This is a genomic window from Schaalia odontolytica, from assembly GCF_024584435.1.
Classification (GTDB): domain Bacteria; phylum Actinomycetota; class Actinomycetes; order Actinomycetales; family Actinomycetaceae; genus Pauljensenia.
The window spans coordinates 1,670,755-1,697,037 of sequence record NZ_CP102197.1; the positions used below are offsets into that span (position 1 = coordinate 1,670,755).

The 26,283-nt window shown below is 66.6% G+C and carries 23 protein-coding genes and 2 tRNA genes; 9 read left to right on the forward strand and 16 right to left on the reverse strand.

Translation table 11 applies throughout. From position 1 onward, the window contains the following. Window positions 1–40 precede the first annotated feature (40 nt). The 4 genes from NQK35_RS07430 to NQK35_RS07445 all read left to right on the forward strand — a co-directional run bounded on the left by NQK35_RS07430 (window position 41) and on the right by NQK35_RS07445 (window position 2,914). The gene (locus NQK35_RS07430) at window positions 41–658 is read left to right on the forward strand and encodes an arsenate reductase/protein-tyrosine-phosphatase family protein (RefSeq protein WP_257113739.1); all 618 of its coding nucleotides are present in this window, start codon (window positions 41–43) and stop codon (window positions 656–658) included. A gap of 111 nt (window positions 659–769) precedes the next feature. After that, on the forward strand, window positions 770–1,699 hold the full coding sequence (locus tag NQK35_RS07435; protein WP_257113740.1) for a hypothetical protein: 930 nt from the start codon (window positions 770–772) through the stop codon (window positions 1,697–1,699). Window positions 1,700–1,736: 37 nt separating this feature from the next. Continuing rightward, a complete protein-coding gene (locus NQK35_RS07440; protein WP_048743121.1) occupies window positions 1,737–2,375 on the forward strand; it encodes an endonuclease III domain-containing protein in 639 nt (212 codons plus the stop codon). A 218-nt stretch (window positions 2,376–2,593) separates the two neighbouring features. Then, a complete protein-coding gene (locus tag NQK35_RS07445) occupies window positions 2,594–2,914 on the forward strand; it encodes an ArsR/SmtB family transcription factor (RefSeq protein ID WP_048743130.1) in 321 nt (106 codons plus the stop codon). A 37-nt stretch (window positions 2,915–2,951) separates the two neighbouring features. Here NQK35_RS07445 and NQK35_RS07450 read toward each other — a convergent pair whose 3' ends face one another. Further along, complete coding sequence (locus tag NQK35_RS07450; protein WP_009213505.1) at window positions 2,952–4,256, reverse strand: ISL3 family transposase; 1,305 nt, start codon at window positions 4,254–4,256, stop codon at window positions 2,952–2,954. 177 nt (window positions 4,257–4,433) lie between these two features. On the opposite strand from NQK35_RS07450, the gene NQK35_RS07455 reads away from it, so the two are divergent. Next, window positions 4,434–5,516 carry a terminase large subunit gene (locus tag NQK35_RS07455; RefSeq protein ID WP_257113741.1) on the forward strand — a complete coding sequence of 361 codons (1,083 nt, stop codon included), beginning with the start codon at window positions 4,434–4,436 and terminating at the stop codon, window positions 5,514–5,516. A gap of 6 nt (window positions 5,517–5,522) precedes the next feature. Here the strand turns inward: NQK35_RS07455 and NQK35_RS07460 are convergent, their stop codons facing one another. Further along, window positions 5,523–5,903 (reverse strand): EXLDI protein, encoded by a 381-nt coding sequence (locus NQK35_RS07460; RefSeq protein ID WP_306456027.1) that lies wholly within the window; start codon window positions 5,901–5,903, stop codon window positions 5,523–5,525. Window positions 5,904–5,947: 44 nt separating this feature from the next. Between NQK35_RS07460 and NQK35_RS10655 the strand changes: the two genes are divergently transcribed. Together NQK35_RS10655 and NQK35_RS10660 are read left to right on the forward strand one after the other, a co-directional pair. Beyond that, complete coding sequence (locus NQK35_RS10655; RefSeq protein ID WP_306456007.1) at window positions 5,948–6,229, forward strand: phage portal protein; 282 nt, start codon at window positions 5,948–5,950, stop codon at window positions 6,227–6,229. Window positions 6,230–6,354: 125 nt separating this feature from the next. Beyond that, on the forward strand, window positions 6,355–7,065 hold the full coding sequence (locus NQK35_RS10660) for a phage portal protein (RefSeq protein ID WP_306456028.1): 711 nt from the start codon (window positions 6,355–6,357) through the stop codon (window positions 7,063–7,065). 932 nt (window positions 7,066–7,997) lie between these two features. Here the strand turns inward: NQK35_RS10660 and NQK35_RS07470 are convergent. The 11 genes from NQK35_RS07470 to NQK35_RS07520 form a co-directional block, all read right to left on the reverse strand. Then, the gene (locus NQK35_RS07470; RefSeq protein WP_257113742.1) at window positions 7,998–9,044 is read right to left on the reverse strand and encodes an aspartate-semialdehyde dehydrogenase; all 1,047 of its coding nucleotides are present in this window, start codon (window positions 9,042–9,044) and stop codon (window positions 7,998–8,000) included. A gap of 154 nt (window positions 9,045–9,198) precedes the next feature. Further along, window positions 9,199–10,515 (reverse strand): aspartate kinase, encoded by a 1,317-nt coding sequence (locus tag NQK35_RS07475; RefSeq protein ID WP_009213016.1) that lies wholly within the window; start codon window positions 10,513–10,515, stop codon window positions 9,199–9,201. Between the two features lie 216 nt (window positions 10,516–10,731). Then, window positions 10,732–12,315, reverse strand: coding sequence for a sensor histidine kinase (locus NQK35_RS07480; protein WP_257113743.1), 1,584 nt, complete (start codon window positions 12,313–12,315; stop codon window positions 10,732–10,734). Further along, window positions 12,312–13,013: a response regulator transcription factor gene (locus tag NQK35_RS07485; RefSeq protein ID WP_257114784.1), complete on the reverse strand. Its 702-nt coding sequence runs from the start codon at window positions 13,011–13,013 to the stop codon at window positions 12,312–12,314. The genes NQK35_RS07480 and NQK35_RS07485 overlap by 4 nt, the downstream gene beginning before the upstream one ends. A 104-nt stretch (window positions 13,014–13,117) precedes the next feature. Next, window positions 13,118–13,711, reverse strand: coding sequence for a recombination mediator RecR (gene recR / locus NQK35_RS07490; protein ID WP_009213013.1), 594 nt, complete (start codon window positions 13,709–13,711; stop codon window positions 13,118–13,120). A 13-nt stretch (window positions 13,712–13,724) separates the two neighbouring features. After that, a complete protein-coding gene (locus NQK35_RS07495) occupies window positions 13,725–16,565 on the reverse strand; it encodes a DNA polymerase III subunit gamma and tau (RefSeq protein WP_257113744.1) in 2,841 nt (946 codons plus the stop codon). 91 nt (window positions 16,566–16,656) lie between these two features. Then, window positions 16,657–17,325 (reverse strand): ABC transporter ATP-binding protein, encoded by a 669-nt coding sequence (locus tag NQK35_RS07500; protein WP_257113745.1) that lies wholly within the window; start codon window positions 17,323–17,325, stop codon window positions 16,657–16,659. A gap of 1 nt (window position 17,326) precedes the next feature. Beyond that, the gene (locus NQK35_RS07505; RefSeq protein ID WP_257113746.1) at window positions 17,327–18,535 is read right to left on the reverse strand and encodes an ABC transporter permease; all 1,209 of its coding nucleotides are present in this window, start codon (window positions 18,533–18,535) and stop codon (window positions 17,327–17,329) included. Window positions 18,536–18,561: 26 nt separating this feature from the next. Further along, window positions 18,562–19,746, reverse strand: a complete 1,185-nt coding sequence (locus NQK35_RS07510) for an FtsX-like permease family protein (RefSeq protein WP_257113747.1) — start codon at window positions 19,744–19,746, stop codon at window positions 18,562–18,564. Beyond that, on the reverse strand, window positions 19,743–20,600 hold the full coding sequence (locus NQK35_RS07515; protein WP_257113748.1) for a DUF6273 domain-containing protein: 858 nt from the start codon (window positions 20,598–20,600) through the stop codon (window positions 19,743–19,745). Before NQK35_RS07515 ends, NQK35_RS07510 begins: the two co-directional genes overlap by 4 nt. A 40-nt stretch (window positions 20,601–20,640) precedes the next feature. Next, window positions 20,641–21,060, reverse strand: a complete 420-nt coding sequence (locus NQK35_RS07520; protein WP_257113749.1) for a DUF4418 family protein — start codon at window positions 21,058–21,060, stop codon at window positions 20,641–20,643. Window positions 21,061–21,233: 173 nt separating this feature from the next. Between NQK35_RS07520 and NQK35_RS07525 the strand changes: the two genes are divergently transcribed. Beyond that, on the forward strand, window positions 21,234–22,682 hold the full coding sequence (locus tag NQK35_RS07525; RefSeq protein ID WP_257113750.1) for a L,D-transpeptidase family protein: 1,449 nt from the start codon (window positions 21,234–21,236) through the stop codon (window positions 22,680–22,682). An 89-nt stretch (window positions 22,683–22,771) separates the two neighbouring features. On the opposite strand, the gene NQK35_RS07530 is transcribed toward NQK35_RS07525, so the two are convergent. From NQK35_RS07530 to NQK35_RS07540, 3 genes are all read right to left on the reverse strand, one after another. Continuing rightward, window positions 22,772–22,861: transfer RNA gene (locus NQK35_RS07530), tRNA-Ser, on the reverse strand. Between the two features lie 78 nt (window positions 22,862–22,939). Next, window positions 22,940–23,026: transfer RNA gene (locus tag NQK35_RS07535), tRNA-Ser, on the reverse strand. Window positions 23,027–23,112: 86 nt separating this feature from the next. Next, a complete protein-coding gene (locus NQK35_RS07540) occupies window positions 23,113–24,453 on the reverse strand; it encodes an AGE family epimerase/isomerase (RefSeq protein WP_257113751.1) in 1,341 nt (446 codons plus the stop codon). 145 nt (window positions 24,454–24,598) lie between these two features. Here NQK35_RS07540 and pgm point away from each other — a divergent pair, with 145 nt between their 5' ends. Next, the gene (gene pgm / locus NQK35_RS07545) at window positions 24,599–26,275 is read left to right on the forward strand and encodes a phosphoglucomutase (alpha-D-glucose-1,6-bisphosphate-dependent) (protein WP_257113752.1); all 1,677 of its coding nucleotides are present in this window, start codon (window positions 24,599–24,601) and stop codon (window positions 26,273–26,275) included. Window positions 26,276–26,283: the final 8 nt, after the last annotated feature.

Sequence of the window (26,283 nt, forward strand, 5' to 3'; positions counted from 1 at the left end):
CAAGGCTCTTGGAGACAAGACTCGCCTGCGACTAGCGCTGATGATTCGAAACGCGTCTCCTGCGCCAGTGTGCGCCTGCAGTTTCCCAGAAGCCTTCGGTATGTCACAGTCCACCTTGTCCCACCATTTGACCAAGTTGGTTGACGCAGGAGTGCTGCATCGGGAGCAGAGAGGGCGCTGGGCCTACTTCACGCTCGACGCTGGATTTGATGCCTCAATCCTTGGCCCCGTCGAGAACGGAACGCCAATGACTAACGACCGCAATGCCGGCGAAACCACGATTCTGTTCGCATGTCGGCAGAATGCCGGACGTTCCCAGATGGCAGCCGCGCTGGCCAAGTCTCTTGCTCCCGCAGGAGTGCGGATCATCTCTGCTGGCACCGACCCAGCAGATAATGTCCATCCGATTGTCGTAGACGCGCTTGCGGAAATAGGCCTTGAGCCAGAGTCGCAGCCCAAGCCGCTTGATCCTTCCCAGGTAAAGACATCGGACTGGGTGATTACCATGGGATGCGGTGAGCACTGTCCCATCTTTCCCGGTGTCCACTACGAAGACTGGGAAATCTCCGACCCGCACGGCAAGTCACTCGACGAGGTTCGCGCGATTCTTGCCGAGCTTCGCGAACGAGTCATCGATCTCCTCGGCCGCGTGAAGTAATCACCTTCGCCACCGGCAATCCCTCACCACCTCGGGTGCGCACACGGCCTACCATCACTGTGTCTGCGAGAATGAGAAAAGGCACGTGAGATACGGGAAAGGCAGGCCGTGATGGGTGGATCGCAAGAAGTCATCGAGGTGACTCTGCTGGACGGCTCCTTTGCCGGTGCCCGGGAAGTCCGGGTGGCCTCCGCGGACGTGTCCTACCGGCTCTACGTCGTCCCGGCCCGTCAGATCCGTGACTTGCGCACCCACGAGCACATGAGCAAGCCCGGCATCTACATGATGCTGGGAGACCCCACGGACAAGAAGCCTGAGGTCTACATTGGGCAGGCCAAGCGCCGCAAGAACGGAAACGGCACCATCCACCGGATCATCGAGCACATTGACCGGGGCGAGCACCTGTTCTGCCAGTGGGCAATCATGCTGGTGGATAGCCCACGCAAGTTTGGCCCGACCGAACTGACCAACCTAGAAAACACCTTCACCCTCGCCGCCCACGAGGCTGGTCTGACCCGGGTGCGTAACGGATCCGAGCCCTCCAATAGTGAACTGACGCTCGCGACCCAGCTGCGCTTGGACAAGGTCGTGGAAACCACCCGCCTCATGCTCGGCGCACTCGGCCTCTACATCTTCGACCCGTGTCCGGACGGCGGCTCGGCCGCGAAGACCCCTCAACCCAGTAACGCCGGTGAGGTGCTGGCGGCAGGCGCGCTTGCGGCAGCTTTGGTGCCAGACGGTGAGCCCGAACTGGTCCTCTACATGGCACTGCGTTCAGCCGATGAGCCTGCGGTCGCGCACAAGATGAGTGACAAGGTGTGGATCCTTAAGGCTGGCTCGCCCGTGAACCCAACTCCCACGAATGACACCGGGCGTGCTCTGCGGGCGAAGTATGACGGGCAGATCCGCGACGGCCGCACTACTATCGACCTCGTGTTCAGCTCCTCCAGTACTGTCGCCACCTACGTGGCTGGCTCCAACCGCAGCGGCAACGCCACCTGGCGCACCAGCGACGGCACCCTCCTCAAAGACCTCGGTTGATGGCTCGTTCCTATGTTCGTGAACAAGGAAGGGGGAGGTGGACATCATTGATGGAGTGAAGTTTCGGAGCCTGTACGAGTGTCTGGCTGCTCAGTTCGACATTGAGGACTGGTGGCCGGGTGAGAGCGACTTCGAGATCATGGTCGGTGCGGTCCTGACCCAGAACACCACGTGGACAAGTGTCGAGCAGGCGATCGCAAACCTCAAAGATGCCGATCTGCTGACCCCTGCGGCGATTGCCGACTGCCCGGTTACCACCCTTGAGGGCCTCATTCGTCCATCCGGCTCCTACACGCGCAAAGCAGCAACCCTCAAACACCTTGCGGCATGGCTAGAAGAACATGGTGAGCGCGCAGGCAGTATGGACAGCGCCGCATTGCGCGCCAGCCTCATGAGCATCCACGGCATCGGCCCTGAGACAGCCGATGACATTCTCCTCTACGTCTTCCATCGCCCCGTCTTCATTTTCGACGCGTACGCCCGGCGCATGCTTGACGCTGCAGGCATGTCAGTGGGTGCCGACTATGAGAAGACACGTGCTCTCCATCAGAGTGCTGTGGCCGCGAGTGGTCTCAGCGTCAGTGAACTCGCGCATTTTCATGGTTTGATCGTCACTGCTGGTAAACATGCACGAACCGCTGGGTGGGCGGTCCTTCTGTTCAGCAAGGCGAAGTGAAGGATGCCATATCCGATTCGTCTGAGATGACATATCCACTGGATGGGTTTGCCTGAAAGCTGGAACGGGCGAAGCAACAGTTCGCGCAGGTAATCGAGGAAGTTGAGCAGGAGGCTGCATGACAGTGTCGTCGTGACAGCTCCAAGGAGTGTGCGTCTTACCGTGAGAAGTGAGAGGTCGACGTTTGACATTTCGGTATTTTCGATATGTTTGTCGATATGAAGTTGACGCCGCAACTTTTCAAAGCGCTGTCGAATCAGACGCGGCTGGATATTCTGCGATGGCTTAAGGATCCAGAACGTGAATTCACTGTCGTCTCTCCTGATCTAGTACGAGCCATGCTTGAGGAGACTGGCGGGATTTGCGTGGGAGAGATTGTTGATCAGGCGGGACTTTCTCAATCGACTGTGTCGACCTACTTGAAGGAGTTGCAGTCGGTGGGCTTGTTGACCTCCGTGAGGCGCGGTCGATGGACTTACTACAAGCGCAATGAGGAGTCGATTGCAGAGCTTGCGACACTCATAGGTACTGAACTCTAGGGTCGGTGGTCGCCGTGAGGCGGCCTTCTTTGATGGCTCATCCCAATGCAGGGTGGGTTCTGAAGCCGCCGGTCTCGAGTAGGCAGCGGGCGATGTAGTTGTTGAGGTTGCGGAAGCCGAGAGCGGATCCGCGGAGGTGTTCGAGCCGCCCGTTCAGGGCTTCGGTGGGGCCGTTGGAGGTCCCCGGGCGCTCGAAGTAGGCCAGCACGTCAGCTGCGCGCTGGTTCAGGGTTCGACCCAGGCGACGGAGCTCGGCCAAGACCGCGGGCACGCCGTCGCGCAGGGCGGCGATGACGGCGCTCATCGCCGCCCGGCCGGTGGCCCTGTCGGGGTGGCGGTAGGCGGCGATCATCCGTTGGAGGATGCCCCAGGTGGCTTTGACCTCGACGTGCTCGGGATTGGTGAACAGGACCATGAGTCGTTCGCGTTGCCGGTCAGTGAGCAGGTCCTCTCCGGTGTGCAGGGTCCGCCGGGCCCGGTACAGCGGGTCGTTGCTGCGGCCTCGGTGGCCGTGCAGGTCCTGCTGGACCCGGCGCCGGCACTGGTCCAGGGCATCCCCGGCGAGCCGGATGACGTGGAAGGGGTCCATGACCGCCACCGCGCGCGGGAGTTCCTCAGCGGCGGCGGTCTTGAACCCGGTGAACCCGTCCATCGCGACCACCTCCACCGCGTCACGCCACGCCTGGGGCCGGTCGGCGAGCCAGGTCTTGAACGCGGCCTTGGAGCGGCCCTCGAGCATATCCAACAGCCGTGCCGGGCCGGTCCCGTCGCGGATCGGGGTGAGATCAATGACGACGGTGACGTACTTGTCGCCCTTCCTCGTGTGCCGCCAGACGTGCTCGTCGACCCCGATGACCGCGACCCCGTCGAACCGTGCCGGGTCGCCGATCAGGACCCGCGCGCCCTCGGCCAGAACGGCCTCATTCGCGGTATCCCACGCGACCGCGAGCCCTTCGGCGATCCGGGCCACGCTCAGATGCTGCACGACCAGTGCGAGCAGGGCCCACCGCAGTCCAGCCCGGGAGATCTTCGCGCGCGGCTCGGCCGCGGCTGTGGTGTCCTGCCGCCACACCCGCCCGCAGCCGGTGCACCGGTAGCGGCGCACGGCGATCAGCAGCGTCGTGGGTCGCCACCCGAACGGCTCGTGCGCCAGCCGGCGCGTGACCACGTCGTGCACGCTGCCCTCACAGCCGCACCCCCGGCACCACCGGTCATCATCGACAACCCGGCAAGCCAGCACTGCACGATCCGGCTCGAGGCGCTGCCCGGTCACCTCCAACCCGAGACCGTCCAGGCGGCAGAACGTCGTCAGATCGGGCGTGGTGAAGGTACCGTCGGGCATGTCGTGGTCTTCCTGATGGGGAGCGTGAGAACTCCCATCATGTGAAGACCTCGACGCCTACCCCGAGACCGACGCGCCACCCCCGCCACCCACCCTCGTTTGGGATGAGCCACCAATAGCTTCTACCAGGTGCTGTCGGCTGAGGCGTACTCCAAGCACGGCTTCAACGTCTCCGGGGTGATCTTCGATGAGCTGCACACCCAACCAAACCGGGCTCTGTTCGACGTCATGACCAAAGGGTCTGGTGACGCCCGCACCCAGCCCCTGTATTTCCTGATCACCACCGCGGGGACAGACACCCACAGCGTGTGTTTCGAGCAGCACCAGAAAGCCAAAGACCTACTCGCCGGCAAAGAGGTCGACCCCACGTTCTACCCGGTCGTGTACGGGGCTGATCCCGAGGACGACTGGCTCGACGAGAACGTGTGGAGGAAGGCCAACCCGTCGCTGGGGGTGACGGTCCCGATCGACAAAGTCCGCGCCACCGCACACAGTGCACGCATCAACCCAGCCGAAGAAAACAGCTTCCGCCAACTCCGCCTGAACCAATGGGTGAAACAGTCCATCCGATGGACGCCCATGCACATCTGGAACCAGAACAACCAGCCCGTCGATCTGGCTGACCTCGAGGGGCGAGTACTACGGCGGCCTCGACCTGGCGAGCACCACGGACATCACGGCGTTCGTGCTTGTGTTTCCACCAGACGAGAGCATGGATGCGTCCAGGGTGTGCCGTGGTTCTGGATCCCAGAAGAAGGCATGACCGCTAGGGTGAACCGTGATCGGGTGCCCTACGACCTGTGGGCCAAGAAGGGCCTCATCCAGGTCACCGACGGCAATGTCGTCCACTACGGGGCCATTGAGGCCGCCATCGAGGAACTCGGGGAACGCTTCAATATCCGCCAGATCGCGTTCGACCGGTGGGGCGCGACCCAAATGAGCCAGAACCTAGAGGACGCCGGCTTCACCGTCGTCCCCTTTGGGCAGGGGTTCAAGGACATGAGCCCACCCTCCAAGGAGTTCATGAAGCTCGCCCTGGAGGGTCGGCTGCATCACGGCGGGAACGAGGTGCTGGCATGGATGGTCGACAACATCCACATCCGCACCGACCCTGCCGGCAACATCAAACCTGACATAGCCAAATCCACCGAGAAAATCGACGGAGTTGTCGCCACCATCATGGCCCTCGACCGAGCCATCCGAAACGGCGGACAACACACCGAATCCGTCTACGACTCGCGCGGCCTGTTGGTGCTGTGACGGGGCCTAGATGTCGAGGTGTTCGACCGGGATGGGCACGGCCTTACCCTGCAGCTTGGCGACAATCTCGGCGTCGAGCTGGGTGCGGAGTTCTTCCCACGTGTCAGCGACGAAGAGTGCGTAGGTGGGCTGCCACCACTCGTTGCCGTTCGCGATGTCTGCCCAGGTTTCTTCGTTCATGTGAGCGCTTGCCTGCCACGCCACCGCGCAGCGCTTGGTGACCGCAATCTTGTCTTTCGGTGTGGCGTAGGCACGGAAGACGGTCTCTCGTCCCTCACGCACGTATGCGACGCGGCTCAGGCGGCGTCCTTGGAAGGCGACGACAACAGGCTTTCCGTCTCGTTCGATTTCAACACGGACTTCCTCGAATTCAGTGCTGCCTGAGATGTTCTGCCTCGCTAACTGCTGCTTATTTCTCCTAGGAGCACCCTATGGGCCTGATTACATGGATACGAAACCATGCTACGCGCAAGGCCACCGACCACGCGATCAGTTCGTCCTGCTCCTTCCTTTTCGAGTCTACCAATAGCGGCCGGGCGGTGACGGAGCGGTCCGCGATGCAGATGACGGCCGTGTATTCGTGTGTGCGGATTCTTGCGGAGGCGATTGGGGGCCTGCCGTTGCACGTGTACCGGGTGCGGGCCGATGGTGGAAAAGAGAAAGCCCTGGATCATCCGCTCTACCGGCTCCTGCATGATGAACCCAACCCGTAGATGACGAGCTTCGTGTTCCGGGAAACCCTCATGACCCACCTGCCGTTGTGGGGCAACGCTTACGCCCAGGTGATCCGCAACGGTCGCGGCGAGGTCTCGGCTTGTATCCGTTAATGCCCAACCGCATGGCGGTGTGCCGCGACAGTGCTGGCCGGTTGTATTACGAGTATCAGCGCACCACGGACGAGCCCCCAAACGCCCGGTATGAGCGGGTGATCCTGCCACCGTCTGAGGTGCTGCACATCCCCGACCTCGGGTTTGACAGGCTGGTGGGTGATAGACCGATTGCGATGGCGAAGAACGCGATCGGTATGGCCCAGGCCTGTGAAGACTACGGGGCATCCTTCTTCGCCAACGGGGCAGCCCCCGGAGGCGTCCTCGAACATCCCGGAGTCATCAAAGACCCAGCCAGAGTGCGCGAGTCATGGACAGTGACGTTACCCCCCACCCAAACACCGCAGCATCCTCGCTACATAACGGTGGCATTGAGTAGCGTCCCGCTGAGATCAGCGATGCCTCTCACCGGACTCATCGACAAGCAGATGAAACCAGTGCCACCACCGTCGGGAGACACAGGCAGCTGGATGAAACCCCCAGCACCTCTGTCGGTGAAAACGTCCCCTAAAACAGCCGTTTATGGTCAACAGAGGTGCCACCGGTTTCAATCCGAGGCGAGAAAGCACCAACAAAGGTGCCAACGGTTGTACCCCAGAGATAAGAAGCACCAACAAAGGCACCACCAGTTTCACCCCAGTGCAAGAAAGCCTGACAAGGTGTCAGAGGATTCAACCCATCGGGACGGATCAACCCGATCAGAAGGTGTTGAATGTTCCTGATCGGGTGCACACCTCACCCCAACAAGCATTGTCGTGAGTGTGGAGGCCACAAGCCACTCGTTGCGCCCTGGACAGTACCGAGGCCCGACCACGACACTCGTCGGCGGCGGCCTGGCCAGGTGAAGCTCGGGCGGCTCGACCTGGCCATGGGGCCCTTGGATGGCGAATGCCAGGAGGACCGATCCTTCTCACGTAGGAAGGAAGCACGCGGATAGGTTGCGACGATGCGAATAGGTTATCACGATGCGGATAGGTCAATAAGCTATCCGCATCCTCATAACCTATCCATATAGCAACATCCTATCCGCGTACATAACCCATCGGCGTGCAAAACCCACTCCGGAGCGCCGCTCCTTCGCCGCGCGAACCAACAGCCCACCATTACGACGCCTCACATGGCGACATACCCCGCGCGCCCCGAGGCTCCAGCCTCACAGTCGCTGGCAGGCTCCCGATCCGGATAGAAGATAACAATCTGGATAGGTTATGACGTTCTGAATGGGAACGTAACCGATCCAGAACGCACACCCCGCCCGAAACAGGAGCACCACGAGGCTTGCACACCCCCTGCGCTCCAAGTAGCCAGTCGCTGGGCCGCGCCGCGGTGGCGGCGAGTGGCGGCAAGGCCAGGCTTCGAGACGGCGCACCGAGCCACACACCAGCAACCAGGCCCCACTGGTGTGGAGGGCGCCGGAGGGACCTGCCGCAGTGCCGGTGGGCGGTGGCGGGGCCTGGCCGGGCTTCGAGCCGACGCGCCGAGCGAAGCTCGCAGCGCGGGCGGCTCGCGGGCGGGCCGCCGCCCACCGGCACACACAGCAGCCGGGACCAGCACCCGGAACACCAGCAGCGCCACACGTCAGGCGGCACCACACGCAACGCAAACGCGCGGCAGCCCGCCGGGCCGCCGCGCGTTCACACAGTCAGTGGAACACTCAGCGCAGCCCCTGCGCGACAACCTCGGCGACCTGGACGGCGTTCAGGGCGGCACCCTTACGCAGGTTGTCACCGGAGACGACCAGGACGAGTCCGCGATTGCCGGGAACAGCCTGATCCTGGCGAATACGCCCGACGAGGACCTCGTCACGACCGGCGGCCTCGAGCGGCGTCGGCACGTCCACGACGCGCACTCCGGGGGCTCCCGCCAGGATCTGGCGCGCCTTATCGGGCGTGATATCACCGGCAAACTCCGCGTGAATGGTCAGCGTGTGGCCCGTGTAGACCGGGACCCGCACGCACGTGCCCGACACCGCCAGGTCGGGCACGTGGAGGATGCGGCGAGACTCGTTGCGCAGCTTCTGTTCCTCGTCGGTCTCCTCGCTGCCGTCCTCGACGATCGAGCCGGCCAGGGGCACCACGTCGAAAGCGATGGGGGCGACGTAGACACCCGGGGCGGGCAGGGTGACCGCGCGACCGTCCAGCGCCAGGCCAGCCAGATCCTGCTTGACGCCGGCCTCGATCTGCCCGGTCAGCTCGGCAACGCCGGCGCGACCCGAACCCGAGACGGCCTGATAGGAGGACACGAAGAGGCGCTTCAGGCCGCCCGCCGCCTCCGCGAGAGGCCCCAGCACGGGCATGGCCGCCATGGTCGTGCAATTGGGATTGGCGATGATGCCCTTGGGGCGATCCTCGACGTCCCCGGGGTTGACCTCCGAGACGACCAGGGGGACCTCGGGATCCTTGCGCCACGCCGACGAGTTATCGACGACGACCGCGCCGGCTGCCGCGAACTTCGGCGCGTACTCACGCGAGGCTGTGGCGCCGGCGGAGAACACGGCGATGTCGATGCCCGAATAGTCGGCCGTCGCTACGTCCTCGACGACGACTTCCTCGCCCTTCCACGTCAGGGTCGTTCCGGCGCTGCGCGCGGACGAGAAGAAGCGAATCGTCTCGACCGGGAAGTCACGTTCCTCCAGCAGGGTACGCATGACGCGCCCGACCTGGCCGGTCGCGCCGACAACGGCGACATTGAATCCACTCATGGTGCTCTCCTTGTTGTTGTGCGCGCGCCCATACGACGGGGCGAACGCGGGGTGAAATCTGCGGCGACAAGGCCCGCGACCGGGGTGACCGGGCACAGCGGCGGTCCCAACGTGCGGGGCGCCGCAACGACGCCCGCCCGATCCCGTCGCCTCGTCAGCGTCCGGTGCCCCCGTAGACGACGGCCTCGGTCTCGGAGGCGTCCAGGCCGAAGGCGGTGTGGACGGCCTTCACGGCACGGTCCAGGTCATCCAGGCGCGTCACCACCGAAATGCGAATCTCCGAGGTGGAGATCAGGTCGATGTTGATGCCGGCCTCGGAAAGGGCGCCGAAGAGGCGGGCCGAGACGCCCGGGTTCGTGCGCATGCCGACGCCGACGAGGCTCAGCTTGCCGATGTTGGGGTTGTAGCGCAGCTCGTTGAAACCAATCTCGCCGCGGTGAGCCTCAAGAGCGTCGAGAGCCTTTTGGGCGTCTCCCTCGGGCAGCGTAAAGGTGATGTTCGCCTTGGTCGGATCCGAGATCGGCAGGTTCTGAACAATCATGTCGATGTTCGCCCCCACCTCGGCGACGACGGCAAACACTCGCGCCGCGACACCGGGGCTGTTGGGAACGTCGGTGACGGTGATCTTGTCCTGCGAGCGGTCGTGGGCGATGCCGGAGATGACGGGCTTTTCCATGGCGTTCTCCTCTGGGGACTTCAGGGCGGCGTCGGGCACGAGGCCCTTGAGTTCGGGGTTTGCGGGAGCATCCGAGATCCACGTCCCGTTCTTCTCCGAGAACGAGGAACGCACGTGCAGGGGCACCCCGTAGCGGCGGGCGAACTCGACCGCCCGCAGGTGAAGGATCTTCGCTCCGTGCGCGGCCATCTCCAGGGTCTCCTCCTGGGTCAGGGTGCGCAGGCGGTGCGCCTTGGGAACAATACGCGGGTCAGCGGAGAAGAGGCCGTCGACGTCGGTGTAGATCTCGCACACATCGGCGTGGAGCGCGGCGGCCAGAGCGACGGCCGTCGTGTCGGAGCCTCCCCGGCCCAGGGTCGTCACGTCGTCGTCCTTGGAGATGCCCTGGAACCCGGCGACGATCGCCACCTGGCCGTCCTTAACGGCTCGGGCGACGCGCTCGGGAACCATGCCGATGATCTGCGCGGCGCCGAAGCGGCTATCGGTCTGGATACCGGCCTGCGCACCCGTGTAGGCGCGCGCCTCAACGCCCAGCTCGTTGACGGCCATGGCCAGCAGCGCCATCGAGATGCGTTCGCCCGCGGACAGGAGGATGTCCATCTCGCGCTTGGGGGGCTTCGAGGTCACGGATGCCGCAGCGTCGAGCAGGTCGTCGGTCGTGTCGCCCATGGCCGATACGACGACGACGACGCGGTGCCCCGCGTTGTGCGTGTCCACGATGCGCTGGGCGACGCGCTTCATGGCCTCGGCGTCGGCGACGGAGGAGCCGCCGTACTTTTGCACAATCAGTGCCACTGAACCCTCATTTCTGTCGGTGCGCCAATCCACGCACGGTCGGGTGGCCTGCACCACCACGACAATCTTATGGCTGCGCGCCGATCACGCCCAAGAAAACCGCATTGTGGGCGGTGAGATAAGACGCGCCAGGATCGGCACCGCACGCACGCCTCGCCGGGCGCGCCGACCCCTTGCCGAGCCACAGTCCGCCCCGAGGGAAGGCACATCCCACCGTCAGGCCGAAGGCAGCGTCACGTCGATGACGGTGCCGGACTCGGAGTCTACGAGGCACACCCGCCCGCCCATAGCGCGCGCCAGGGAATCGACAATCGACATGCCCAGGCCCGAGGAACCGTGACCGTCGCGCGTGCGGGAGGAATCCCCGCGCACGAAGCGGTCGAAGACACGCTCGCGGATCGCCTCGGGGATGCCGGGACCGTCGTCTGCCACTCGGATCGTGATCGTGGACGAGGCCGGGGCTCGCGCGCCCGCCGCGCCACTCGTTTCGTCGACCCCGGGGCAGGAGCGAAGCCTCGGCGAGTCCTCCCCGAGGACGGAGACGACGACCCGGGTACCGGCGGGCGTGTGGACCCGAGCATTCGTGAGCAGGTTCGTGAGGATCTGACGCACCGCCGCCTCGTCTCCCAGGACCGGCTCCTGGGCGGCCGATCCCAGCTCCCAGGTGTGGTCGGGGCACAGGACGTGCGCATCGGAGAGGGCATCCAGGACCAGGGGGATCACCTCGACCCGGTCGCGTGCCAGGGAACGGTCGTCATCGAGGCGGGCCAGCGTCAGGAGCTCCTCGACCAGCGTGGCCATGCGCGCCCCCTCGGAGGAGATCCTCTCGAGCGCCTGGCTCCGGGATGCCTCGGCAATGTCGCGCCGGGCCAGCTGCGCATACCCCTGCACGGACGCGAGCGGGGTGCGCAGCTCGTGGGAGGCATCAGCGACGAACTGGCGGAGCTTCGTCTCGCTGCGTGCCCTGCGCTCCATGCCGTCTTCGACGGCGTCAATCATCGCGTTGAAGGCACCTGCCACCTCGGCGACCTCGATGGGGCCGGACACCGCCGCGTCGCCCACACGCGTCAGCGCCTGCGCGTCATCGGCCAGGTCTCGCCGCGCAATGTCGGCGGCGGCCTCGCGCACGACTGAGAGGGGGCGCAGCTCGCGGCGCACCCACGCGCGTCCGATCAGGCCAGCGCCGAGCGCCACGCACAGGGACAGGACGAGCTCGACCGCGACGAGCATCCACACCACGTTGTCCACGCTGTCGGTCTGGCGGCCCACGAGGATCGTTCTCGTGTCGAAGACCTGGGAGACGACGCGGAAGGTCCCCCACCCCGGCAGGTGTACGGTGTGAGGGAGCGCGTCCGCGGGCACGGACTCCAGGACCTCCAGGGCCTCATCGTCGAGGTAGCGCAGCGCGAAGTTCGTGACGATCGCTCCTGCCGCCTCCCCGTCCTCGCTGACGTACTGCAGGGTCCCGTCCGCGACGCCGGATCCGCCGAAGCCGGGCCCGCCGGGATCCCCGGGGCCGCGGCGGCCGGGCCCCGCGGGAAGAATCGCGCCGTCGGCCCCGCCGTGTTCGCCGGACTGCGCCTCACTCGCCTCGCCGTCGTCATCCTCGGAGTCGGCGTCGTCGATATCCAGGTGTTCGTCGGCGCGCTGCGAGAGCCGATGCAACTCGGAGTCCACGTCGGCGAGCATCCACGAGCGCATGACCAGCGTGGAGCTGAACGCCATGACCGCCAGCGCCAGGGCGACGCAGGCCGTGAGCGCGCGGGAGAGTCGCCCGGCCAGGGACACGCGCCTGGTCACCGGGGTTCCCTCATGATGTAGCCAGCGCCTCGCACCGTTCGGATCAGGGCGGGTCGACCCGAGTCGATCTTCTTGCGCAGGTAGGAGATGTACAGTTCAACGACGTTGACCTGGCCGCCGAAATCGTAGCTCCACACGGCGTCGAGAATCCTCTGCTTGGACAGGACGATCCCCACGTTTTCCATCAGAAAGCGGAGCAATTCGAACTCGGTGTTCGTTAACGTGATGTTCTCGCCGCCGCGACTGACATCGTGCGACTCCACGTTGAGGGTCAGATCGGCCACCGTGAGCACGGTGGAACGAGTCTGCTGGGCGCGCCCGGAGCGACGCAGCAGCGCCTGCACGCGGGCCGCGACCTCGTCAAGGTCGAAGGGCTTGGTGACGTAGTCGTCGGCGCCGGCTCGCAGGCCGGACACCCGGTCGGCGACCGCGTCGCGGGCGGTGAGAAACAGGACGGGCATGTGCGGGTCATGGGCGCGCAGACGTTCCAGGGTCTCCAAGCCATCCATGCGCGGCATCTGCACGTCAAGGATCACGACATCGGGATGAAAGCTCGCCGCCTTTGCCAGCGCATCGAGGCCGTCCGAGGCCGTCGCCGTCTCCCACCCCTCGTGGCGAAGCGCCTGTGAGAGCAGGTCCGCCAGCATCGCCTCGTCGTCGACAACCAGCACGCGGGGCGTGCAGTTCCTCTCTTGCATCACCTTCGCGACCTCCTCATCCGTCGGACGGTTTCACTGACGATTGTGTCAGACCGGGCGGCGTCCTCCCTGCGGACGCGGCGCGAGTGCGTCAACGCGGGCGGCTACAGTCTCCGGCGCCCCTCCAGGGCGCGGCCCAGGGTGACCGAGTCAGCGTACTCCAGGTCTCCGCCCATCGGTAGCCCCATCGCCAGGCGCGAGGTTTCGACGCCCATCGTGGAGAGCATTCGCGCCAGGTAGGCGGCCGTAGCCTCGCCCTCGACGTTGGGGTTGGTAGCCAGGATCACCTCGGTGACCGTGCCGTCCGCGAGGCGGCTCATGAGGGAGGCAATGTTGAGCTGGTCGGGGCCGATTCCGTGAATCGGGTCGATCACCCCACCCAGCACGTGGTAGCGTCCGCGGAAGACGCGAGCACCCTCGATGGCCTGGATGTCCTTCGGTTCCTGAACGACGCAGATCTGGCTGGGGTCGCGGCGAACGTCCCTGCAGATCGAGCACTGGTCGTCCTCGGTGAGATTCGCGCACACGTCGCAGTGACGGACCCGGCCGCGCACCGCATTGATGGCCTCCACCAGGCGCGCGACCTCTTCCGGGTCGGCGTCCAGGACGTGCATCGCCATGCGTTGGGCCGACTTCGGGCCTATTCCGGGTAGCTGACCGAACTGGTCGATCAGGTCCGCCAGGGCTCCGTCATACATGTCAGTATCCTCCCTAGGTCATCTTCTCTTCGATGACGCGTCCACCCAGGATCTCCAGGACGGCTGCCAGGCCGATCGTCTGCGAGGTCTCGATGTTCTCGTCGTCGATGCTGGCGCTGTCGTCCTCGGCCGCATGGGTGCGCACGCCGGCGGCCTCGCCGTCGCTGCGTTCCCTGGCGCGCAGGGCGGCCTCCGCGGCGGCGCGTCCCCGCAGCGGCGCGTCGAGAGCGTCGGCCCGCTCCGTTGCGCCATCGGGCTGCCCGCTCGCCACCGGGCCGGCGGGCGCCGCGCGTACGGGGGCCGAGGCGAGCCAGGCGGGCGCACTCGTGGCGGCGTCATCCGGCGTTGCCTCACCCGCGCCGACGGTGGCCGCCTCGGCCGAGGGAGGCTCGCCGCCGGGATCGTCGAAGGAGACGGAGGCACCTCCTGGGATGACGATCGGATCGTCCCAGCCCGTCGGGGTGATGGGCGCGCGAGGGGCCGTCTCGATGGGGGTGTCGTCAAAGGCGGGGGGCCGATTCGACGCATCCTCGACGCTGACCGGCGTGGGAGGCTCACCCTCCTGCGGGTCGCCCGGGTAGCGAAAGACCGTGAAGGAGTGCTTGCGCTCGGAGGAAGGGGCGGGTGCTGGGTGGGCGTCGCCTGCGGGAGCGTCCGCGAGCGCACGGATGGCCCTGGCGGGCAGGGCGCTAGACCCTCGGCGTTCTTCTCGCGACGAGGCCGCTTCCGGCTCCGCGTCTGCTGTCACCCGTTGGATGGGTTGCACCGCCGCTGGCTGCGGCCATCCGACGTCCCGGGGTTCTTCGGTCGCCGGGGGCGTCTGCTCGCCTTCGGGGGTGCGTGCGGGCTGCGGCCATAGCTGCGCATGGGACGCGTGCGTTTCCTCGTGAGCCGCCTCGGCGGCGGCGCGATCAAAAGGGGGCGGCTCCGACACCCACGCATCGGCCTGGGGCGGGCGGGGCTGGTTGCCCGCGCGAGAGGCCTGAGCCGACGGCCCCGTCGTGGCCGTCCCGCCCGACGCTTGCCCCACCTGAGCGATGACGGCGAGCGACAGTCCCGTGACTTCGCGGATGGCTTCCTCGACCTCGGTCGCACGCGGGCCGCGCGCGAAGGCGGCGACCATAGCGTCAACCGGGAAGAGGAGGACCGCGGTGGATCCATCGACGGCCCCCAGCTGCGCGTTGACCCCGACCAGCGACCAGGCGACTCGGCTGATGGACTTCAGGTGCTCCAGGACCTCGTTCCAGCGGCCGCGCAGCATGTCCGCATCGCGCCCGGCGCTGCGCGCTGGAGGCGCGCCCGTTTCGCCGCCCTGCTCGGCGGTTGGCTCCGGGCCGCGCGGCGCGGGCGCTCCGCCACGCTCGGGCGGGGATTGCCGAACCGGCTCTGCCGGCTGCGCTGTAGCCTGCGGGCGTACGGGCTCAGATGCCGTGCCGCCTCGCTCTGGCGCGCGCCCCTCCGGTCCGGCCGAGGCCTCCTCGGGGGCGGTGGGGGTTGGCGCCGGGGATGACCAGTCGGGGCCGCCACCCCAGGCGGGCCCGCCTTGAGCGGGGGCGGCGGGCGTGGAGGAAACAGCGGCAGGCGTCGCGGTGGCCTCGGCGCGCTCCTGCTTCTTGCGAGCCAGCGCCTCGCGGGCCTCACGCGCGCCAAAACGTCCGCCGGAGGACTGCGGGGAGGGCGAGGGCTGCGCCTCGCGGGGGGCTCCGCCTCCCGCCATTCCGACCGTTCCCTGGACGGGCGCGTGGCCGACCTCGGGCGCGGGCACGAGAATGCGCCCCATCAGGAGCTCCAGCTGCAGGCGGGGCGAGGTTGCCCCCGTCATGGCGCGCAGGGCCTCGTCGGTCAGGTCGGCGGCGCGCGACAGCCCGTGGGGACCCCAGTTCTGTGCCTGGCGCTGCATGCGTTCGAATTGGTCCGAGGGCGTGTCTGCGAGGACGTCGCGCGCGCCGTCCCCGGCGACCGCGATGATGAGCAGGTCCCTGAGGCGCTGCAGGAGGTCCTCGACGAAGCGACGCGGGTCGTGCCCGGACTCCACCATTCGCTCGACGACGCGGAACGCGGCCGCACCGTCCCCGCCGGCCAGGGCATCGACGGATTGGTCCAGCAGGGCCGAGTCGGTGTATCCGAGCAGCGCGACCGCCGTCTGGTAGGTGACTTCGCCGTGAATCGCACCGGCCATCAGCTGGTCCAGGACCGATAGCGTGTCACGAACCGACCCGCCGCCCGCGCGCATCACGAGCGACAGGACGCCTTCCGTGACCCGCACGCCCTCCTCCCGGCACAGGCCGCCCAGGTAGGGGCCCAGCACGTCGGGTGGGACCAGACGGAAGGGGTAGTGGTGGGTGCGCGAACGAATCGTGCCGATCACACGTTCCGGTTCCGTCGTGGCGAACACGAACTTGACGTGCTCGGGGGGTTCCTCCACCAGCTTCAGCAGGGCGTTGAAGCCCTGGTTCGTCACCATGTGGGCCTCGTCGATGATGAAGATCTTGTAGCGGTCCCTTACGGGCGCAAACGTCGCCCTCTCGCGAAGGTCACGCGCGTCGTCAACGCCGCCGTGGGAGGCCGCGTCGATTTCCACGACGTCCAGGGAGCCCGGACCGCCGGTGGCGAGTTCCCGGCAGGAAGCGCACTGCCCGCAGGGCTTGTCGGTGGGCCCCTGCGCGCAGTTGAGGCAGCGCGCCAGGATGCGCGCCGACGTGGTCTTACCGCACCCGCGCGGGCCCGAGAACAGGTAGGCGTGTGTCACGCGATTGGCGCGCAGCGCCGCCTTCAGCGGCTCCGTCACGTGTTCCTGGCCGATCACCTGGTCGAAGGTGTCGGGGCGATACCGGCGGTACAGAGCAGTGGTCACCCCTCCAGGGTAGTGGGTGACGTCGGCGTTTGCGTGTCGCCGCAGGTGGACGCCGACGCATCGCGGCACGCGTGGCTCCGCTCCGCACCGCCTACGCGAGGCGGCCTTCCTCCATCGACAGGCTGCGATCCGCAAACCTGTCGGCCTCGGGCTCGTGCGTGACGATCAGGACCGCCGCCCCACGGTCGGCGGCTTCACGCAGGAGGCGAAGAACGACCCCCGTGTTTGCCGAGTCGAGGCCCGCCGTGGGCTCATCGGCGAGAACGATGCTCGGCTCCATGAGGAGGCCGCGGGCGATGGCCATGCGGCGTAGCTCACCGCCGGATAACTCCTGCGGCTTGGCTTCGGCCAGGTCCGACAGTCCAACCGTCTCGAGCAGTTCCTCGGCACGGCTGCGGGGCAGGTCCGTTCCGCCGTAGAGAACGGAGGGCAGGAGCACGTTCTCGAGGACGCTGAGGCTACGCAGGGCCGTGTGCCCCTGTGGGATGAAGCCGATCCTCTCGTTGCGCAGGCGGGAGAGTTCCCGGTCCGACAGGCGATAGAGGTCCGTCCCTTCGACTGCGACGGTTCCTGCGGTTGGGGCGAGCATGCCGGCCAGCATGTTGAGGAGCGTGCTCTTGCCGCTGCCGGAGTGCCCGGTGATCACCGTCAGCTCCGCGGCGTCGAGTCCGAGGTCCGCGGGGTGAACCGCGACGAAAGACCTGTTGCCTCTGCGTGCGCGCGCAAACTCCTTGGTCACACCCGTTGCTTCGATCAGCACGTCACTCCCCTTCCTTCAGCAGCGATCCAGCATCCATCGCTCTGATGCTTCGCACCGATATCCACGAGGCCACGACGGCTACCACCGCGATCGCAGCCAGCGAGGCCAACGCCAGGAGAGCCATCGTGGTGATCGGCGGGACGAGGAATCCCGTGCCGATCGTCTGGCGGACCAGGCCCGAGAAGGAGGCGATGAGAACCCCGGAGATCACGATGCCGACGACGCCTCCGATCGCGTTGACGGTCAGGGACTCGGCGAGGATGATCCGTGAGACGAGGCCTCGGTGCGCCCCGGCGACGATCAGGGAGGCGAACTCTCGTTTCCTCTCGATGATCATCATGACGAAGATCAGGGTGATCATGAGCAGTCCGACGCCCCAGACGACGGCGATGAGGGTCGCGACCGTGCGTGACGTCGCGTCGAGGCTCTGCGCGATGCCGCTCACCATGCGTGTCGAGGTTGTCACGCTCACCCCTGGAACGCTCCGTTCGATGTCGGCTGCCACGGCGTTGACGTCGCGGCCGGGAGCCACCTTGACCATGACGGAGGAGATGATGTCGTCGGTGTCCAGGCTCGTGTACTTGTTGAGTCCCTTGCGCAGCGAGGAGTCAATGAGGATCTTCGCGGTGTCGAAGTTCGTGTAGACGGCGTTGTCGAGGGTCGATCCGGTCGGGTCGAACTTTCCGACGACGTGGAGCCGCTGGCCGAAGAGCGCGAAGTTGTCCGTGTCGTAGACGCTGACGTTGGCGCCCACGATCACGTCCATGTGTCCGAGCTGCGCCTGTCCGACCGAGTCGGCGATCCAGGGTTGGACGGTGAAGTCGCTGCCCGGATCGAAGGCGATCACCTGGTATCTGCCCGAGCAGCAGCTCGCGCGCGCGGAGGCAAGGAAGAGCTGGGGCGAGGATGATTGGACCCCGTCGACGGCGGCGACGGCCTCGCTCGTGGACGTCGGCATGTAGAAGTAGGAGGCCTCGGCGTGCACGAGGAATGACTGCGCATCGAAGTCGTTGTCCGCGTCCGCGGGGGTCACCATGATGTCGGCCCCCAGGCGCGACTGGACCGTCGCAAGGCCCCGTTCGATCCCCTGAACGAGCATCGTTCCACCGAAAATCGTCATCGTCATGAGCGCGGAGAACAGCACGAGGGTCCCGGTCCGCACCGGGTAGCCGCGCAGGTTCATCCACGGAAGTCGCCTCAGCGACAGCATGTTCGTTCCTCCTCGATCCGCGGCGCCTAGGCCGGCACCAACTTCTGGCCCTGGGGGATGGCGCTCACCCTCCTCAGGGCGAGACGGGTTCCCGCGACGCCGGCCGCGACCACGACAACGATAGCGACGCCGGCGAAGGAAAGCACTCGAGCAGCGCTCGACGCGCCGCCGACGGGCGTCCCGGCAACGAGCGGGAGGGCGGCGGCGATCAGGACCCCGCCGCACGCTCCCACCAGGTGAATGAGCGCGGACTCGCCCGTCATGACCCTTGCGATCGCCCCGCGCGAGGCTCCGACGGAGCGCCACACGTACACTTCTGCCTCGCGCTCGTTCATCAGCGTGAACTGGGCGACGATCAGGGCGATCAGCAGGAGGAGCCAGGAGGCTCCGAGTACGCCGATAGTGACCCCGCGTTGAGAACTGATGCTTGAGGCCGTGTCCACGAGGGCCTCGTCGCTTCTCACGGCGGTCACCTTACGCACGTAGAGGTTGATCCAGTTCGTCACGCTCTGGACGCTCTCCGCGTCGCTCACTCTCACGAGGGCAGCCGAGTAGTCCCTACCCGGCTGGACGGAGGCGTACTCCCCCGCTCCCGCCTCGACCGCGTCGCCGATGATGCTCTCCAGGGTGTCCATGCTCACGAAGACGGCGTCGTCCAGCTCGGTCCCGGTTTCCGCGAGGCGCGAGCTCACCGCCCGGGGTGTGCCGAAGAGCGGGACAGTCCCATCCTCGCCTTGAGCGACCTTGGCTCCGGCGGCGATCGTCCCCGGGGCGAGTTCGCGCGAGGTGCCGCGCTCCATCCACGGGGAGAGAGCGAAGTCCGTCGCCGGGTCGAATCCCACGATCCACAGGGTCTCGCCGGTGGGCAGGGTGTCGGCGACGTAGAGCTGGTAGGTGATCTCCGCGATGTCCGGGTTGTAGCGCGTCCGATCCAGGGCACTTCTCCCCTGGTGGCACCGCACGGGGGTGCCGATCATCACCAGGCGCTTCCGTTCGACCTGATTGAGGCACGCGGTCGGATAGATGACGAGGTCGGCCCCGAGACGCTCCTCGGCGAGCGCGAGCTCGCTCCTCATGCCGTCGGCCATGACGAGGCCCGCCAGTAAACAGGCTGCCTGCGCGAGGGCGAGGAACGCCAGGATCGCCGCCCGGACGGGGTGCGCGCCGATGTTCTTGAGCGGGATGCGGCGCAGCGAGAGTGCGCCGCTCATCGCAGGCTCCCGTCGGCCTTGGCGATGCTGATCCACAGGGCGGGGCGCGCCCCGTACTGTGCGTCAACGTTCGCTCCGCTGATCATCGGCTTGCCCGAGGCGTCAACGAATTGGGCGGCGAATCCGTAGGTGCCGGGGGAACGCAGCCACCAGTCGACCGTTCCGTCCTCGGTGACGGACAGTGCCCCGGAGGCGGCATACTCGGTTGCGGCGGCGGCGCTCACGTCACTTCGGCTCGCTCCGGCGGCCAGGTAGATGAGCGCCTCGGTCTCGCTGAGCGCGAAGACGCGGTCGTCGGTGTCGGCGCCCCCCGGCGCCCCCGTGACTGATTGGTCGCTGTTCTCGTTGTGCACGGTTCGCACGATGGTCTGCTGGGCGGGGGTAAAGGCTTGCGCGTAGAAGAAGCCGTTCATCCACTCGCGAAGATCGCTGTTCTCCCACGTGACTTCTTCGAAGGGCACGTGGTGGTATTGGCGCCCCTCCAGGCAGTCGGCGCTGAGCAGGAGGACCTGGTCGTCGATTCGATCGAGGACAATCCACCGTATCGCTTCGGGGCCGTTGGCCGTGTTGTTGTCCTGCTCGTAGGAGCCGAAGGTGACCGTATCCCCCGGGGCGACCGAGCGGTACGGGAGGGCGGGGTCCTCCTCAACGAGGCCGCGTGCGCGCTCGGCGGCGTCGGAGTATCCTCCCAGCGCGGTGAAGACCTCGTAGGCGCCCTGGGTGTCGCCGACCTCGGCCAGGCGCCTCGCCTCCTCGTAGCGCGACCGCCTGTGGTGGGTGAAGGCGGCCACGGCGAGGGCGCACACGAGGAGGACCGCCGTGATGACGACGGTCTTGGAACGGACAGGGGTCATGGCTGCGCCACCGACTCCCGCGTGCAGGGCTTCCTCGGGTTCAGGCGGCCTTGCCTTTCCTCAGCGACTTCACCAGCGCGACGATTCCGGAGCCGGAGACGAGGACGGACATGATCCTCACGAAGGGCTGGAAGACCGTGTGACAGCGCATGGTCTCCATCATGCACAGGGGACAGATGATGCCGGGAATGAAGAAGACGACGACGCTGACGACGATTGCGAGGGCCTGCAGGGCAACCCTGACGGCCCTGTTCTGAACAAAACCGGCGGCACCAAACACGACGACGAGGCCCGCCGCGCTGGCGACGACGGTGTTCTGGCAGCGGTGGCACTGCATCCAGGTGCCGTCGGGACGCTGGTGGCAAGCGGAGAAGACGGTCATCCCTCCGACCACGAGTAGCGCGCTCAGGGCTGCGGGCACGAGGGGGACGACGACATCCTTCTTCGCCACGGCGATCATTCCTCACATGGGGCAAGCATCGACATACTTTACAAATGTAATATAACCCTAATCACGTTAGGGCGTCAATGCGCTCGCCCGCGCATCGACGACCAACAACGCCGCTCAAACGCCCTCCTCTCACGCCCCCCAACGCATACCATGGAGGCACCACACGTGAATGAGGTGCAATCATGAGAAGCATCGGCATCCGCCTCCTACGATGCATCGGCGCATCGGCAACCGCGATCATGTGCGTCGGCCTGTTTCCCCTCGCCGCGGCGGCCTCGGACGCGGAGGGCGCGCCGCCTGTCGGCACCCCCTCCCCCTCCGCTGCCTCCAGTCCGGCCGCCGATCCCGCGACACCCAGTTCAGGCGACCGGGACTCCTCGTCGGCCGCCGCGCAGGAGTCCGGACGGCCCTCGGATCACCAGGACCCCTCCCCCGTCGAAGCATCCACCGACTCGGGGGCAGCCCCCTCGGCTGAGGAATCCGCCTTGGCCGGGAAAGAAGGGGAACCCGCAAACCCGGGGGATCCCAGCGGACGCTGGGTTCGCCACGAGGTCGGCTGGCGCTACGAACTGATCGACGGCACGTGGCTGAAGGACGGCGTCTTCGACGTGGAGGGTGGCCGCTACGCCTTCGATGCTCTCGGCTACGTCCCCCTCGGTTGGTACAGGGACCCCAGCGGCGTGTGGTACGCGTCGACCGAGAACGGCGTGCGCACCGGCTGGTACCGCGAGGGCGGATCCTGGTACCACCTCGGTGACGGTGGCGCGATGACGACCGGCTGGCTCTCCTCGGGCGGCTCCTGGTACTACCTGGCCGCGGCAGGCCAGATGGTCACCGGCTGGTCGCGCATCGACGGCTCCTGGTACTACTTCGATGCCTCCGGGGCGATGGCAGCCTCGACGTGGGTGCGCTCGGGTTCGTGGTACTACCTGGGCGGCAGCGGAGCGATGGCAACCGGGTGGTTCGTCGCCGGCGGCACGTGGTACTACGCCGACTCGAGCGGAGCGATGATGACGGGGTGGCTTCTCACCGACGGCTCCTGGTACCACCTGGATTCCTCCGGCGCGCTGACCACCGGGTGGCTGCGCGACGGGGGCGGCAGCTGGTACTACCTGGATGCCGCCCGAGGCGGAGCGATGGCCACGGGGTGGGCCCAGGTCGGCGGCACGTGGAACTACTTCGACCGCTGGAAGGGCTTCTGGGTGAGCGATCGGGCGGGGTTCGAGGCCGACTGGAACTACGCCAAGACCCTCTACAGCCCCACGAACTACCTGGTGGTGGTGGATACCAGCGCCCCGCACTGCATGACGTTCTACTGGGCTGATGGCTCGTGGCAGCCGCTCACCGACATGCCGTGCTCGGTGGGCAAGTCCTCGACGCCGACGATCACGGGGACGTTCACGATCAAGAACCGAGGTCGCGCCTTCGGGCACGGCTACACGGCCTACTGGTGGACGCAATTCTCGGGGGACTATCTCTTCCACTCGATCCTCTACTACGAGGGCACCTATACCGTCATGGACGGAACCCTGGGCGGGCACGTGTCGCACGGGTGCGTGCGCCTGCGCTACGAGGATGCCAAGTGGCTTCATGACACGATCCCGTCGGGGACCTACGTGACGATCTACTGACCACCCGCCGGGGAACTCGCGAGGCGGTCCGCCTCGTCGCTGACGCATAACAAACCCCCGGGATTCCATTGGAATCCCGGGGGTGGGAGCGGAGACGGCGGGATTTGAACCCGCGAGGGGCTATGCACCCCTACCTCCTTAGCAGGGAGGCGCACTCGACCGGACTATGCGACGTCTCCAGTGCTGACCACTCTAGGGCATTTTTGCCGCGAACGCGAGCGTACGTCCGCCGCGCCAGCGCCCACGGGTCGGCTCGGCGGAGGGCGAGGGATTCGAACCCCCGGTGCCATTGCTGACACAACGGTTTTCAAGACCGTCTCTTTCGGCCACTCAGACAGCCCTCCAGACCTGAGCCATCCTATCAGGCCGCGGGCGGTGGGCGCGACCCTCGCACCCACCGCCCGCGGCGCCGTCATCGTTTCGTCGGCGCTCAGCCTCGCAGCCCGAAGAAGTTCCAGGACTTCTTATCCGGCGCCGGCTCCTCCGGGTGATCCAGGAGTCCGCGGAAGAGAGCGGGTGCCGTGGGCGGCCACAGCGGCACGCGAATCGCCAGCGTCGCCTGGATCGCGTGGTACACGTCCCAGCGAGAGGACTTCGCCGGCTGGACGCTCTCATTATGGGGTCCGAGGCGGCGCACCCAGCGACCAGGCTGACCGATCAGGTAGTCGTGGATGTAGTCGAGGAACGAGCGGTAGCAGTGCTCGAAGTGCTCGACGTCAGAGATCCGCGAGCCGTCATCGAGCATGGCGCGCCGGATCGCGACCGTTGCACACACGCCCTCGCAGACGACCCACTGCTGGTGCTCATCCTCGCCGGGGATCGGGTCCCCGTTGCCGTCAACGCCGGTGGAGAAGCCCGGGGCGCCGCCCGTGCGCCGCCAGCCGTCGACGCGGGCGCGCTCGAAGAGCTCCGTACCCATCTCCAGGAGGTAGTCGGGCACCGTCCACCCCATCGAGCGCAGCCCGGAGCGGACCTGGAGCGCGAAGCGAGCCAGCTGCATGGAGTGGCCGGTAACGTACCCCTCGTAGTAGCGACGGCCGTCGTTGAGGAACTTGCCAGCCTCGGGGCTAGGTTCCCAGCTGTCGTCGTAGTATTCGTGGATGCGCCAGTCGTTGCGAGACGCGATCTTGTGGGCGAACGCCGTCATCTTCTCCGCGCGGTCCAACCATTCGGGTTCGGTGGTCGCCTCGGCAGCCGCCATGTACGCCTCGATCGTGTGGATGAGCGTGCCCAGCGTGTGGACGGGGACGGGCTCAGTGAAAGCCTCGTCGTACTGATCCCACACGAGACCAAAGTCGTCGATCCAGTACTCCTGTTGCTCGGCCAGCATCGCCTCGAGGAGTTCGTGCGCTCCGGGACGGTTGGCGACGGCCGCGGCCGCGGCGCCCAGCAGCGCGTACACGGTGTGGTACTGGGATTTCACGCGCCCGGCCTCGTCCCAGGGGACGCCGTGGCCATCCTCGCCGGGCTCGGGCTTGATGGACACCCACATCCCGCCGTTGACGGGATCGACGAAGTAGGTCGACAGCGCCTTGATCGCGTGGTCCGCGTAGCGGCGCATTCCCGGAAGGCCCATCAGGACACCCAGGGAGAACACGTAGGCCATGCGCCCGGTGACAGCCAGATCAATGGACCTTGTCGGGTCCGGTTTTCCTTCGGCGTCCAGGTGAGCGAAGCCGGTTGGTACGATCGCTCCCTCAGCCTCGGCGAGCAGCGCCTGCATGTTCGCGCTGAGCCAGCGATTATGTTCGATGGAATCAAACCATCCCACGGTGTTCCTCCTGACGACGATGTCACGGTCTGCGGTGACCGACGTCTCATAGAATAGTCGCTTCGCAAACATTTGGAAATACGGACCGTTTCACGCCATGGGATGGTCCTACCCAGCCGAGGGCGAGACGTGCAACACTGGACGTATGCATGATCGAGCTGGCACACGTGCCCTACCTGAAGACCTCATCAACGTCGACGATGTCATCTCCGCCTACTACGACATCACGCCCGACCCGACCGACGTCGGTCAACGCGTCGCCTTCGGCACCTCGGGTCACCGCGGATCCTCGCTGGACGGCAAGTTCAACGAGGCCCACATCATCGCCATCACCGCCGCGATCGTTGAGTACCGCGCCTCCCAGGGATTCAACGGCCCCCTGTTCATCGGTCGCGACACGCACGCCCTGAGCGAACCCGCGTGGCGCACCGCCCTGGAGGTCCTTGCAGCGGCGGGCATCGACACGCGCGTCGACTCGCGCGGCTCCTACACGCCGACCCCCGCGGTCTCGGTTGCCATCCTGGGTGCCAACGGCGCGCCCTCCGCTCTGCGCACCTCCGGCGATGGCCTCGCCGACGGCATCGTCGTCACCCCGAGCCACAACCCTCCGCGCGACGGTGGCTTCAAGTACAATCCGCCTCACGGTGGGCCGGCCGACACCGACGCGACCGGCTGGATCGCGACGCGCGCCAACGAGCTCCTCGACTCCGGGCAGTGGAAGGACGTTCCTCGCGTCACCGGCTCCGATCTGCTCCACGATCCGAACATCACCCCCTTCGACTACCTGGATTACTACGTGTCGCAGCTGGACCAGGTCATCGACATTGACGCGATCCGGGCCGCCGGCGTGCGCATCGGCGCCGATCCGCTGGGCGGCGCGTCCATCGACTACTGGGCGGCCATCGGTGAGCGCTACGGCCTGGATCTGACGGTCGTCAACCCCGAGGTCGATCCGGCGTGGCCGTTCATGACGCTGGACTGGGACGGCAAGATCCGCATGGACTGTTCCTCCCCGTACGCGATGGCCTCCCTGCGCGAGGCGATGACCCCGGACGCGCAGGGCCACACTCCCTACGACATCGCGACCGGCAACGACGCGGACTCGGATCGGCACGGGATCGTCACGCCCGACGGGCTGATGAACCCGAATCACTTCCTGGCCGTCGCCATCGAGTATCTGTTCACGCACCGCCCGGGCTGGGGCTCTGAGGCTGCCGTCGGTAAGACCCTGGTGTCCTCCGCGCTCATCGACCGCGTCGTGGCCGCCATGGGACGCGGCCTGATCGAGGTGCCGGTGGGCTTCAAGTACTTCGTCCCCGGCCTGCTCTCGGGCACCGTCGGCTTCGGCGGCGAGGAGAGCGCGGGAGCCTCGTTCCTGCGCAAGGACGGCACGGTGTGGTCGACCGACAAGGACGGTATCATCCTGGCGCTGCTCGCCTCGGAGATCCTCGCGGTGACCGGCAAGACGCCGTCGCAGCTGCACGCCGAGCAGGTGGAGCGCTTCGGCGCCTCCGCCTACGCCCGCATCGACGCGGCTGCCTCGCGCGAGGAGAAGGCGAAGCTCGCTGCCCTGTCCGCCAACGACGTGAGCGCGACCGAGCTGGCGGGGGATCCTATCGTCGCGAAGCTGGTGCGCGCTCCCGGTAACGACGCGCCCATCGGTGGCCTGAAGGTGACGACGGAGTCCGCGTGGTTCGCCGCGCGCCCGTCGGGCACGGAGGACGTGTACAAGATCTACGCCGAGTCCTTCAAGGGAGCCGAGCACCTGGCCGAGGTCCAGGAGGCCGCCAAGCAGGTCGTGTCCGACGCCCTGAACGGCTGACGCTTCGG

Bases quoted from the DNA above. Each gene is read 5' to 3' on its own strand.
- NQK35_RS07430 (WP_257113739.1), top strand. From the start codon at position 41: ATGATTCGAAACGCGTCTCCTGCGCCAGTGTGCGCCTGCAGTTTCCCA.
- recR (WP_009213013.1), bottom strand. From the start codon at position 13,711: ATGTATGACGGAGCCCTGGCGGACCTGATCGACCAGTTCGGTCAGCTA.
- NQK35_RS07510 (WP_257113747.1), bottom strand. From the start codon at position 19,746: ATGAGCGGCGCACTCTCGCTGCGCCGCATCCCGCTCAAGAACATCGGC.
- NQK35_RS07505 (WP_257113746.1), bottom strand. From the start codon at position 18,535: ATGCTGTCGCTGAGGCGACTTCCGTGGATGAACCTGCGCGGCTACCCG.
- NQK35_RS07470 (WP_257113742.1), bottom strand. From the start codon at position 9,044: ATGAGTGGATTCAATGTCGCCGTTGTCGGCGCGACCGGCCAGGTCGGG.
- NQK35_RS10660 (WP_306456028.1), top strand. From the start codon at position 6,355: ATGGCGGTGTGCCGCGACAGTGCTGGCCGGTTGTATTACGAGTATCAG.
- NQK35_RS07520 (WP_257113749.1), bottom strand. From the start codon at position 21,060: ATGATCGCCGTGGCGAAGAAGGATGTCGTCGTCCCCCTCGTGCCCGCA.
- NQK35_RS07485 (WP_257114784.1), bottom strand. From the start codon at position 13,013: ATGCAAGAGAGGAACTGCACGCCCCGCGTGCTGGTTGTCGACGACGAG.
- NQK35_RS10655 (WP_306456007.1), top strand. From the start codon at position 5,948: ATGGGCCTGATTACATGGATACGAAACCATGCTACGCGCAAGGCCACC.
- NQK35_RS07435 (WP_257113740.1), top strand. From the start codon at position 770: ATGGGTGGATCGCAAGAAGTCATCGAGGTGACTCTGCTGGACGGCTCC.
- NQK35_RS07445 (WP_048743130.1), top strand. From the start codon at position 2,594: ATGAAGTTGACGCCGCAACTTTTCAAAGCGCTGTCGAATCAGACGCGG.
- NQK35_RS07515 (WP_257113748.1), bottom strand. From the start codon at position 20,600: ATGACCCCTGTCCGTTCCAAGACCGTCGTCATCACGGCGGTCCTCCTC.
- NQK35_RS07450 (WP_009213505.1), bottom strand. From the start codon at position 4,256: ATGCCCGACGGTACCTTCACCACGCCCGATCTGACGACGTTCTGCCGC.
- pgm (WP_257113752.1), top strand. From the start codon at position 24,599: ATGCATGATCGAGCTGGCACACGTGCCCTACCTGAAGACCTCATCAAC.
- NQK35_RS07525 (WP_257113750.1), top strand. From the start codon at position 21,234: ATGAGAAGCATCGGCATCCGCCTCCTACGATGCATCGGCGCATCGGCA.